Genomic DNA, 10847 nt, shown 5'->3' with positions numbered 1-10847 from the left:
CAAAGCTCAAGCCGATGGACCCAGCCTTTGAGTAAGAGCGCGGTCCTACTTCGGACATCCCAGTAAATTAACGCGATGACGCAAACCAAAGCGTCAGAAAAGAAGAGTTTTTCAACAAAATCGGCTGGAATTGAGCGCCCTATGCGGCCAATGTTCGCCCATGCGCGCGCCTTTGATTGATAATCTGCAATACGCCAACTGGTCCGAGACGATTTTTCGTCAGATGCGGGCAGGTGGTGTTGACGCTGTCCATGTCACCATCGCCTATCACGAGAGCTTCCGCGAAATGGTGCTGCAGCTTGAGGCGTGGAACCGCTGGTTTGAACGTTTCCCCGACCTTATCTTCAAGGGCACCACCGCCGCGGATGTGCGCAAAGCGCAAGAAACGGACCGCACTGCGATCTTTTTCGGATTTCAGAACCCCAGCCCGATTGAGGACGATATCGGCCTGATCGAGATTTGCCATCAGCTGGGCGTGCGCTTTATGCAGTTGACCTATAACAACCAATCGCTGCTCGCGACGGGCTGTTATGAAGACGATGACACCGGTCTGACACGGTTCGGCAAGCAAGCCGTGTCCGAAATGAACCGCGTCGGGCTGGTCGTTGATATGAGCCATTCGGCGGACCGTTCGACCCTTGAGGCGATTGATCACTCCAGCCGACCCATTGCGATCACGCATGCAAATCCTGCGTGGTGGCATGCCGCGCGGCGCAACAAATCCGATGAGGTGTTGCGAGCACTGACAGGCCGGGGCGGAATGCTGGGATTTTCGGTCTACCCCCATCATCTGAAAGGGGGCGGGTCCTGCACGCTGGAAGATTTTTGCACCATGATCGCAGAGGCGGCCTCGCGGTATGGGGCGCGGCATCTGGGGATTGGCACCGACCTTTGTCAGGACCAGCCCGACAGCGTCGTCGAGTGGATGCGCGTCGGCCGGTGGAGCAAAGAGATAGATTATGGCGAAGGCTCTGCCGATAATGCCGGGTTCCCGCCGATGCCTGATTGGTTCAAAGATAATCGCGATTTCGGCAATATCCGCGACGGTCTGCACCGCGTGGGCTTCTCAGAGCCGGAGGCAGACGGTATCATGGGGGGGAACTGGCTTCGCTTCTATGAGGAAAGTTTTGGCCCCGCATGAGAGATTTGCCCGATATCCCACAGCTTGATCTGCGCCCGCCCGCGCAGGTGATGCGCTTGGCGCGGATGGGGGCGAGCTTTCCCACGCGGCTCTCCTTTCTGCGCACGCTTTTGCGCCGTCTGGGGGCGGAAGGCGCGCGGGTAACGCGACCGGTTTGGCAGATATCCGACGATGGCTTCGGCCATGCGGTCTATTCGGTCTCGCTGGGCGGGCATGTCTATTCGCTGGTTGCGGTGTCCACCGATCTGCCCGCCGATCAACGCTCGGACCGGGTGATTGCCGAGGCTTGGGATACCGCTTACGTGCTTTATGACGGCGTGCCGGACGCGGCGGAGATTGCCCGTATTGTCGCCAATGCGCCCCTGCAAGAGGCCGGGCGCTTCACCGAACGCGATCTGGTGTTGAGCCGCGCCAATAAATCTGTGCGGCTTTTTAATCATGTGGTCGAACGGCTGCGCGGTGGGCGACAGCCCGACCCGGATATGATCCGTAAGATCGGCTATCTGATGCGCACGACGGCTGTTTATGGCAATGGCAAATTCGGCATTGCAGACCGCGCCTTGATCGAGGATCGTCCAGGTCTTTCTGGCCCTTTCATGGCTGAAATGCTGACCGTCTGGCTGATCCGCGGCTTCACCCATGACCTGGCCGAACATGTGGGCGGTGCAAAGATTGATCGCGACCTCAAGCGTCATCTTGGGATCGGCAATGCGACCGGTCTTGGCATGGCCCCGTTCCTGGTCAGCCACCCGGTTTTGCTGAACAACTGGATGCTGGTGCGCGAGACGGCGCTTGCCCGCGTCCGCGCTGTGGAGGCGTTGGACGAGGCGCAGATCATGGCGCTTTATACGCTGCTTGAACGTGTCGCGTCCCATCTGGCGGAATGGCAAGTGCCGGACCCTGAGCATCAGGCGCGAATCGAGGTCATGCGCGGCGAATGGTTAACAGTTGCGGGCCATCTGACGCCGGAGCTGTTAACCTCGGCACGCCCGATAGACGCGGTGATCCGTTGGTCAGAGGCGCTGTCGATTGACACGCAAGAGCTTCTGGTCGCAATGGTGCTTGAGCCGTTCGGCGATCTGATTGATGGCTTGACCGAGTGTATGACCGACCCGTTTGGCACTCAGCTTGATCCGTTGATGTCTGCCGCTGACTTGCGTGCGCTGCTCGATGCAGAAGCCGCGTGGATGCTGGACTATGACTTTGACGCGCTTTCTGAGACCGCCCAATTCTGGTATGTCTCGGAAGAGAAACTTGAGCCGCGTCTGGGTGATCGTCACAGCGAAGACGGGGCCGATCTTGAAAGCCCGTTGGATATTGCGCGACAGGTGCAGGCGATGGCACACGACCTTGCAGACGCCGATGGTAATGTGGGCCAGTTCTTGCGTGCGCATCCCGAACATCGCTGCGCGTTGCGCCGGGTCCAAACGCTCAAGACTCACCCATATGCCGAGATTCGCGAGAACCTGATTTCAAAGACAACACATCCGATTGATATGCTCCGCTGCAAACTTGCTTTCTTTGGGGCCACGAAATTCGATCCGAAATCAACGCTTTGGACGCGAATTGCCCTTGTGCAGGGCGCCCCGCTTGCGGATGAGTTGGATGCTCCGGATGATTGGTGGCTGGCGAGTTTGCCCTCATGATCCCGTCTGTGGCCGAGCTTCAGGCAAGTCTTCTCAAAGCAGGGCGCGGGCTGGGGTTGCCCTTGGGCGTTGCCGAGGACATCGCCGCCGCGGCACCTTTCATTCTTGCATCCGACGAGCTGAACGAGACATTGGCCCAGCTGCTCCGCGAGATGGAAAGCGGGCATGTCACAGCGGTGATTGAAGCCATCGATACCGCGCTTTGCGAGGGGCAATCCGAGATTGCCGACAGTCGCGCCGCCCGCGCGCTTGTCGCCTCAGCGGGGTTTCGTGTGCAGCGGATTGTAATCCTCAAAGGGGCGCAGGTCGTGGCGAAAGACGCCGCACAAATCGCTAAGCCAATCCCGCGTCGCAAAATGGTGGATGGTGCGCTTTGGGGTCAGCTCCAAACATTCGCCGCGCGCACTTACGTCCCCGCAACCGAGGCCTCTCGCGAGAAGGGTGCAGGCGCTGGCCTGACCGACAACGATTAACCTTTGTAAAGACCTTCGTAGATCGGTCCCAGCGTATTGGTCTCGAAAAGCGACGACACGCTGGTGCCGTTCCAGATGTTTAGGATCGCTTGCGCGAACATCGGCGCGGTCGGCACGATGCGGATGTTCTTGCAGCCTTTGACTGCCTCGGTCGGCTGAATCGAATCCGTGATCACCAGAGATTTCATGACCGATTTGCTCACCCGCTCGACGGCCGGGCCGGACATCACACCGTGCGTGATATAGCTGTGCACTTCGGTGGCCCCGGCACCGACCAGAACTTCGGCCGCTTTGCATAGCGTGCCAGCCGTGTCGCACATGTCGTCCACGATGATGCAGCGCTTGCCGGTCACGTCGCCGATCACAGTCATCTCCGCCACTTCGCCTGCTTTCTCGCGACGTTTATCAACAATGGCCAGCGGCGCGCCGATGCGTTGCGCCAATTCGCGCGCGCGCGCCACACCGCCCACATCGGGCGAGATCACCATGACATCCTCCATCGACCCGAAGGCCGATTTGATATCCAGCGCAAAGATCGGCGCGGCATAGAGGTTATCCACCGGAATATCGAAAAAGCCCTGGATTTGCGCGGCGTGCAGATCCATCGTCAGCACGCGTTCAATGCCTGCCTCGACAATCATGTTGGCCACCAGCTTGGCCGAAATCGGCGTGCGGGCCTTGGTGCGGCGGTCCTGACGGGCATAGCCGAAATAGGGGATCACGGCCGTGATCCGCGCGGCAGATGAGCGCTTAAGCGCATCCGACATAATCAACAATTCCATAAGGTTATCGTTTGCCGGGTTCGACGTTGGCTGGATAATGAACATATCCTCGCCGCGCACATTCTCGAACACTTCGACAAAGATTTCCTGATCGTTGAACCGCTCGACCCGCGCCTCGACCAGCTCGACATTCACACCCCGATGCATCGACATTCGGCGGGCCACAGCCTCTGACAGGGGACGGTTGGCGTTGCCGGAAATCAGTTTCGGCTCAACGATACTAGGCATATGGAAGGGTCCCCCGGGGCTTTCGGTCTGTGACAGAATCGTGACGTTGACACCCCCTACCATGGGTCTAGGCTGCCGCAAAGATTTGCCACGCGCGGGAGGCACAAATGGCCCATATCGACTACTATTTCGCAACAATTTCGCCCTACACCTACCTCGCAGGCACCCGGTTGGAGGAGGTTGCGGCCAAACATGGCGCGACGATCACCTATAAGCCGCTCGATATCATGGGGCTTTTCGCGCGAACGGGCGGAACACCTCCAAAAGATCGCCACCCCAATCGTCAGGAATGGCGTCTGCAAGAGATGACGCGGCAGGCCAAGAAACTGGGCCTCGCGCTGAACATCAAGCCCGCCCATTGGCCCACGAACATGGCCCCCTCGGCCTATGCGATTATTGCCGCGCAAGACGCCGGTGGCGGTGATCTTGGCCAACTGGTGCATGGTCTGACGTCGGCGTGCTGGGCGGGTGAAAAAGACATCGCGCAGGACGATGTCATCAAAGATTGCCTGAGTGCGGCGGGCTTTGATCCGTCTCTTGCCGATAGCGGTTTGCTACAAGGTGCTGAAACCTACGCCCGCAATCTGGAAGACGCGGTCGCCGCCGGTGCCTTTGGTGCGCCGTTCTATATCACCGACGCCGATCAGAGGTTCTGGGGGCAAGACCGGATTGACGATCTGGACGCGCATCTGGCTGGCAAGCTCTAGATTTGCCGGTTCATAGCCGTGCGGGGCTGTCGGTCTATTCAAAGACCTTTGGTGCGGATCCCGATACGCTTTTCATCCACTGCTCGCTTGCGCATCAAGGAGCGTGGGCTCCGCTGATTGCTGTAAGTGGTTTGCAGGGCATTGCCTTCGACATGCCAGGCCATGGCCGCAGCGCTGATTGGGACGGGCAGAGCGATTATCAAAGTCAAACGGCTGAAATAGCGCGCAGTTTCTGCGACACACCGCTCCATGTGGTTGCGCATTCCTTCGGGGCAACGGTTGCGTTGCGGCTGGCGCTTGATCATCCCGACCGCGTCCGGTCGTTGACCTTGATTGAGCCCGTCTTTTTCGCGGCTGCCCGTGGCACGCCGGCATACGAGGCCCATCACGCGGCGTTCGCCCCTTTCATCAAAGCGATAGAGGCAGGCGACCCGGAAAACGCAGCACGCCTTTTCACCGATATCTGGGGAACGGGTGCGCCATGGGAGAGCCTTCCAGACGCGCAACGCCGCTATATCACCGACCGCATTCACCTGATCCCTGCAGGCGCCCCTGCGATCGAAGATGACAACGCAGGCCAATTGGCACCTGGCCGCCTTGAAGCTCTTGATATCCCGACGCTTTTGATCGCGGCGGATCAATCCGCGCCAGTGACGGCTACGATCAACGATGCGCTATCCCGGCGCCTGCCCAACGCCCAAAGCGTTCTGGTTAATGGCACTGGCCATATGGGCCCCATCAGTCACCCCCGGCTTTATGCACCGCTCATCAAAGCCTTCCGCGAAACGCTCTGATCTTCACCTTTGCGCAACGTCCATATTCCAGACGGTTTAGCCCTTTGGCTCGTCGATGATATGGTCTTCCCAGTCCTCTTCGGGCACCTCGAATTCCGGCACGGTCCAGCCCTGAACCGAAACACCGGCGTCATGCACACTTTGCGGATCGCCTGAAATCAGCGGGTGCCAATCGTAAAGCGCTTTGCCCTCGTGCAGCAGCCTGTAGGCGCAGGTTTCAGGCATCCAATAGGCGATGTTGGGCAGGGTCTTGGGGGAAAGCTGCACGCATTCCGGCACGAATTGCAGGCGGATGTCATATTGGGCGCAGCGGCAGGTTTGATCATCCAGCAGACGGCAGGCAACGCGGGTCAGAGCGACCTCTTGCGTGTCCTCGTCTTCCAGTTTGTTCAGGCAACACTTGCCGCAGCCATCGCATAGCGCTTCCCACTCCTTTGGGGTCAGGTTTTTCAGCGGGACCCGCTCCCAGAAACGCGCGCGCAGGCCGTCGCGCTGAATGGGGTCTTTGAAGCTCATGCAAGGATCGCGCGGGCGCGGTCGCAATCAGCCCCCATTTGCGTCACAAGCGCATCAACACCGTCGAATTTCATCTCTGGGCGCAAGAAGTCGACCAGAGCGACCGACAAATGTTCGCCATAGAGATCGCCTTTGAAATCAAAGAGAAACGTCTCGCAATTGGGCACGTTCTCGCCAAACATGGGCCGCACGCCGATAGAGCTGGCACCGTCATAGCTGCCCTGATGTGGGCCGCTTAAAACATCGACGCGCACGGCGTAGACGCCGAATTTCGGCGGGTGCAGGCCTGTGATCGACATGTTCGCGGTGGGATAGCCCAGATGCCTGCCGCGTTGGTCGCCGCGGATCACTTCGCCTTCGATGCGGTGGTAGTGGCCCAGCATCTTGGCGGCATCTTCGGGGCGTCCATCCGACAGCGCATCGCGGATATTGGTGGACGAGATATGCCCGTGATCGCCCCGAACCAGATCGGCAATGGTCACGCCAAAGCCCATCTCGGCCCCGAAGCTCTCCAGCATCGCAGAGGTCCCGGTGCGGCCTTTGCCGAAACAGAAATCGCGGCCCACCACGACATGCTTCAGCCCAAGCGCATCGGCTATGATGTCTTGCGCGAACGCACGCGCGGTTAGGCTGGAAAGGCGCGCGTTGAAACTGATCTCGTAAAGCCGCTGGACCCCCAGCTTTTCGAGGCGGTTGGCCTTCGCTTCGGCGTTCATCAGACGGAAGGGTGGGGCATCCTTGGCAAAAAACTCGCGGGGATGCGGCTCGAACGTCATCACGCCAAGTGGGGCGTTGATCGCTGTTCCGGCTTTGCGGGCAATGTCGATTACGGCCTGATGGCCCAGATGCACCCCGTCAAAATTGCCAATCGCGGCGCTGGCGCCGCGATCCTGAGGGTCTACAAACTGGATGTCCCGGATAATCCGCATAAAGTTGGGTTAGCCTCGCCAACCGCGCGGTGCAAGCGCTCAGTCGAACTTGCGCGAGGGGGCCAGAACCGTGGCTTCGCCTTTCAGCACAACCGTGTCGCCGACGGCGCAATGGGTCTCAAGCTGGACGCGGCGGCGAGAGTGGTCGATGTCGATCACCTTGACCTCGGCATAGACCATGTCGCCGGGGCGCACGGGCGCCATGAATTTCAAAGACTGGCCCAGATAGACCGTGCCGTGACCGGGCAGCTGTTCACCGATTACCGCAGAAATCAGGCCAGCGGTCAGCATCCCGTGGGCGATGCGACCCTCGAAGATGGTGTCCATCGCATAGGCGTCGTCCAGATGCACCGGATTGCGGTCGGTCGAGACCTCGGCAAAGAGTTCAATGTCGCGGTCTGTCACTTCCTTGCGGAGATAGCGGACCATGCCGATCTCAAGATCTTCGATGCAAATCGTGCCGCGGGGCTGGTTATCCAACATGCCTGTCTCCTGCATTCGCTAGGTAACAAATATAATCGTTACCCTAAGATTTGGTAACTTTATTACTTTGCAAATGCAGAAAATCAAGCAAATAGAGGGTCAGCGAAGGTGACCTATCGTGAAGGTTGGATTGGACATTTCCTTTTGAAGGTAAGCGGTTAGCGCATCTTCTTCAGGGTCATGCGACGTTTTGGTTTCTACGGCGGCCAGACCACCAGAAATGAAGAGAGAATCGATATCCTCTCCCATGGCGCCCTTGATGTCGGTCAGAATCCCGTCGCCGATGGCCAGAATACTGGCATCCGGCACATCTTTACCCATCGCGACCAGACGGCGGCGGGCCAGATCGTAGATCGGCGGATGGGGTTTGCCGAAATAGAGGCTCTCTCCGCCCATATCGGTGTAGAGCTTGGCCAAAGCGCCAGCGCACCATTCGCGTTTGTCGCCGCGATCCACGACGATATCGGGGTTCGCGCAGAGCAGTTTCAGGCCCTTTTGCGTGGCATAAAGAAAGTCGGGTCGGTTTACATCCGGATCGGCATAGGGGTCTTCGGGACCAAGGCAAACGATGCCATCGGCTTGATCGAGCGGGGTTTTGATGATCTCGACCGGGTCTTCAACAACCGAAATTTCGTCGAAAAACGGTGCGTCATGTTCCTGCCCCATGACATAGACCTTTTGGCCGACAACACCGCGGAACATTGCGGCGCGCGCACTGTCGCCTGAGGTGGCGACGACGTCCCAAGCGTCGCGGGCGACGCCGATCTCGCCCAGCTGCGCCTCAACGGCGAGGCGCGGGCGGGGGGAGTTCGTGACCAGCACGACTGTACCGCCTTGGGCGCGGTAGGCCTGCAGCGCTTTGACTGCAGAAGGGAAGGGTTTGAGCCCGTCATGCACGCAGCCCCACAGATCGACGAAAAGCGCGTCGTAGCGGGCAGAGATATCGGACAGGGACTGGATGATCTGGGTCATGGGCGCCTCATAGTTCGAGCTTAACGCTTCATGCGCGGCTTTGATCCAAATGAAAAGAGCGCCCCGCCGGGACGCTCTTTATTCTTTTGATTTATTTGGTGCTCAAAGCTTGAGGTTCGGGATGATCTGCTTCTTGCGGGACATGACCCCGGGCAGCACGACCGTGTCGCCAGAGACGGATGCATCAAAGGATTTCTCGGCGACGGATTTGGTCAGATCGTTCGGGACCAGCATCGTGGCTTCCTCGTTCAGGATATCCACGACGAAGAGCAGAACCTGATCGACGCCGTCCTCAGACGCGACGGTGCTCATCGTGTCCATGATGGAGGCTTTGCGGTCCAGAATGATCGCGGGCTTTGTGGTTTCCAGCACGGAAACACGGAATTTGGTGCCGTCCACGGCATATTCCTTGCTGTCCATGCGCAGCAATTCTGCGTCCGAGAAGGCAGAGACGTCGGATTTCGCAGCGAAAAGCTCGTCTGCGTATTCATGCGGGTCGAGATCGAGGTCTTTGGCCAGACCCCAGGCAAGCGCCTCATCCGCTTGGGTCGTGGTGGGAGAACGGAAAGCCAGCGTGTCGGACAGGATGCAGGACAGCATCGCGCCTTTGATCTCGTTGGGCATCTGGGCGACGTCCTTGCCGATCAGTTCATACATGATCGTGGCCGTGCAGGCGACAGGGCGCACGGTGATGTCGATGGGGCCTTTGGTCTCCAGCCCGCCGACCAGCTTGTGGTGGTCGATGATAGCCTGCACATCGGCATTGTTGATGTTGGCGGGCAGTTCGGCGGGGTTGTTCGTATCGACGATGATTGCCGCCTGATCATCCTCGACATCGTCGATGATGCGCGGCTTGGGCAGGTTCCAACGCTCCAGCATGAAAGCGGCTTCGGTGTTGGGCTCACCCAGCAGAACCGGCTCGGCGTGCTGATCCTTGATATGGTTGAGATACCACGCCCAGATCAGGGGCGACCCGGTGCTGTCGGTGTCGGGGGCTTTGTGGCCGAAGATGAGTGTGCTCATGTCAGGATCCTGCGAATAGCGGCGAATTTGCGCGTGGTTTAAACCGCGGTGGCGGGCTTGTCACGGCCCTGTCAGAGGGGTGCGACCTTGCGCACCGCAGGATGCCTCCGGCGGGGATATTTGGAAAAAGCGAAAGCTCAGAGGGGCAGGCGCGTGAGCGTGTAGCCGTCTTGGGCGAGCAGGTTCAGCACGCCGTCCCGGCCACCCAGATGGGCGGCACCCATGGCGATCATCAGCGTGTCATGTTGGCGGGTGGCCTCTGCGATGACGGGCATCCAGTTGCGGTTGCGGCGGATCAGCAGCACGTCTTCCATCTCGGTGAACATTGCATCAATGGCGTCCGGTGAGACACCGGGCATGTCATAGGCTGCGAGCCGGGAGATGTGCCAGGCTTTCACGTGTTGCTCGGCGAAATAGGTCGCGAGCAAGGTCGCAAAAAGCGCGTCTGCGTCGCGGTTCATCGCGATCGTGGCTTGCAGCATCTCGATCTGTTCGGCCATCGGTTCCTGGCCGAAGAGGGTGAAGAGCGTGTCGTAGGGCTCAAGCGCCTGGGTGGGCACACCCGCGATCTCTGCCTGGTCCATAATCATGTGGTCGAGGCCGCGTTGCCCGCTGACCATCGCCTCCATCGCGCAAGGGGGCACGGCGAGCATCAGCGACAGATACCAGGGCTGAAACTTGGCGGCCATGAACGCGGGGATCTGGCGTGCGCGGGCCTGATTGGCAAGGGTCTGCCAGATCGGTTCGGGCAGCAGATCGGGCAGGGTGGGGCCCTCTGTTATGAACAGCAGCTCGGGGCGGCTGGCCATATCGGACTGCATCTGCGCCTCGGCGGATTTGGTGGTTTCCAGCAGGATCAGATCGGCTGCGGGGATCAGCGGCTGGATGCGGGCGAGGATGGGATCAAGGCGCGGGTCATAGATATGCATCGTGCCGATCAGATGCAGGACAGTATCGCCTTTTTCGGCGCGCCAAAGCAGACCTTTGGGGAAGGGTGTCTGTGCGACGGTCTGTTCAAGCTCGGCCTGTTGCGGCGCGGAAAGACTGTCGAGCACTGATGCCCCCTCGCAGCGCGCAAAAGCAGGCGTGCCAAAGCAGATCAGACAGCAAAGCAGCAGGATATGTCGCATCGGTTTCCTCGCATTGGTCGCCG

The 10847-nt window shown here is 59.5% G+C and carries 12 protein-coding genes; 5 read left to right on the top strand and 7 right to left on the bottom strand.

The window, feature by feature from the left end; genetic code table 11:
- Positions 1-160: 160 nt before the first annotated feature.
- Genes KUW67_RS17450 through KUW67_RS17440 form a run of 3 tightly spaced genes read left to right on the top strand, consistent with a single transcriptional unit; the run spans position 161 to position 3260 of the window.
- Positions 161-1141 carry a membrane dipeptidase gene (locus KUW67_RS17450; protein WP_224826618.1) on the top strand — a complete coding sequence of 327 codons (981 nt, stop codon included), beginning with the start codon at positions 161-163 and terminating at the stop codon, positions 1139-1141.
- Positions 1138-2787 (top strand): hypothetical protein, encoded by a 1650-nt coding sequence (locus KUW67_RS17445; RefSeq protein WP_224826617.1) that lies wholly within the window; start codon positions 1138-1140, stop codon positions 2785-2787. Before KUW67_RS17450 ends, KUW67_RS17445 begins: the two co-directional genes overlap by 4 nt.
- Positions 2763-3260, top strand: a complete 498-nt coding sequence (locus tag KUW67_RS17440; RefSeq protein WP_224826616.1) for a DUF3726 domain-containing protein — start codon at positions 2763-2765, stop codon at positions 3258-3260. The genes KUW67_RS17445 and KUW67_RS17440 overlap by 25 nt, the downstream gene beginning before the upstream one ends.
- Here the strand turns inward: KUW67_RS17440 and KUW67_RS17435 are convergent.
- Positions 3257-4270, bottom strand: a complete 1014-nt coding sequence (locus KUW67_RS17435; protein WP_224826615.1) for a ribose-phosphate pyrophosphokinase — start codon at positions 4268-4270, stop codon at positions 3257-3259. The genes KUW67_RS17440 and KUW67_RS17435 overlap by 4 nt on opposite strands.
- A gap of 107 nt (positions 4271-4377) precedes the next feature.
- On the opposite strand from KUW67_RS17435, the gene KUW67_RS17430 reads away from it, so the two are divergent.
- Together KUW67_RS17430 and KUW67_RS17425 are read left to right on the top strand one after the other, a co-directional pair.
- Complete coding sequence (locus tag KUW67_RS17430; protein ID WP_224826614.1) at positions 4378-4977, top strand: 2-hydroxychromene-2-carboxylate isomerase; 600 nt, start codon at positions 4378-4380, stop codon at positions 4975-4977.
- A gap of 2 nt (positions 4978-4979) precedes the next feature.
- Positions 4980-5771: an alpha/beta fold hydrolase gene (locus KUW67_RS17425; protein WP_224826613.1), complete on the top strand. Its 792-nt coding sequence runs from the start codon at positions 4980-4982 to the stop codon at positions 5769-5771.
- Between the two features lie 36 nt (positions 5772-5807).
- On the opposite strand, the gene KUW67_RS17420 is transcribed toward KUW67_RS17425, so the two are convergent.
- The 6 genes from KUW67_RS17420 to KUW67_RS17395 form a co-directional block, all read right to left on the bottom strand.
- A complete protein-coding gene (locus tag KUW67_RS17420; protein ID WP_224826612.1) occupies positions 5808-6287 on the bottom strand; it encodes a YcgN family cysteine cluster protein in 480 nt (159 codons plus the stop codon).
- Entirely contained in the window at positions 6284-7216 is a 933-nt protein-coding gene (locus KUW67_RS17415) for a bifunctional riboflavin kinase/FAD synthetase (RefSeq protein WP_224826611.1), read from the bottom strand. The genes KUW67_RS17420 and KUW67_RS17415 overlap by 4 nt, the downstream gene beginning before the upstream one ends.
- Positions 7217-7255: 39 nt before the next feature.
- The gene (locus KUW67_RS17410) at positions 7256-7699 is read right to left on the bottom strand and encodes a MaoC family dehydratase (RefSeq protein WP_224826610.1); all 444 of its coding nucleotides are present in this window, start codon (positions 7697-7699) and stop codon (positions 7256-7258) included.
- Between the two features lie 99 nt (positions 7700-7798).
- Entirely contained in the window at positions 7799-8671 is an 873-nt protein-coding gene (locus KUW67_RS17405; protein WP_224826609.1) for a TIGR01459 family HAD-type hydrolase, read from the bottom strand.
- A gap of 102 nt (positions 8672-8773) precedes the next feature.
- Positions 8774-9694, bottom strand: coding sequence for a manganese-dependent inorganic pyrophosphatase (locus KUW67_RS17400; protein ID WP_224826608.1), 921 nt, complete (start codon positions 9692-9694; stop codon positions 8774-8776).
- 137 nt (positions 9695-9831) lie between these two features.
- A complete protein-coding gene (locus tag KUW67_RS17395) occupies positions 9832-10824 on the bottom strand; it encodes a TraB/GumN family protein (RefSeq protein WP_224826607.1) in 993 nt (330 codons plus the stop codon).
- Positions 10825-10847: the final 23 nt, after the last annotated feature.

Origin of the sequence: Cognatishimia sp. MH4019, assembly GCF_020177595.1 — a bacterium.
Lineage (GTDB): Bacteria > Pseudomonadota > Alphaproteobacteria > Rhodobacterales > Rhodobacteraceae > JAHTBL01.
Note: the sequence above shows the minus strand (reverse complement) of the source record. Positions and strands in the feature narration are given on the sequence as shown.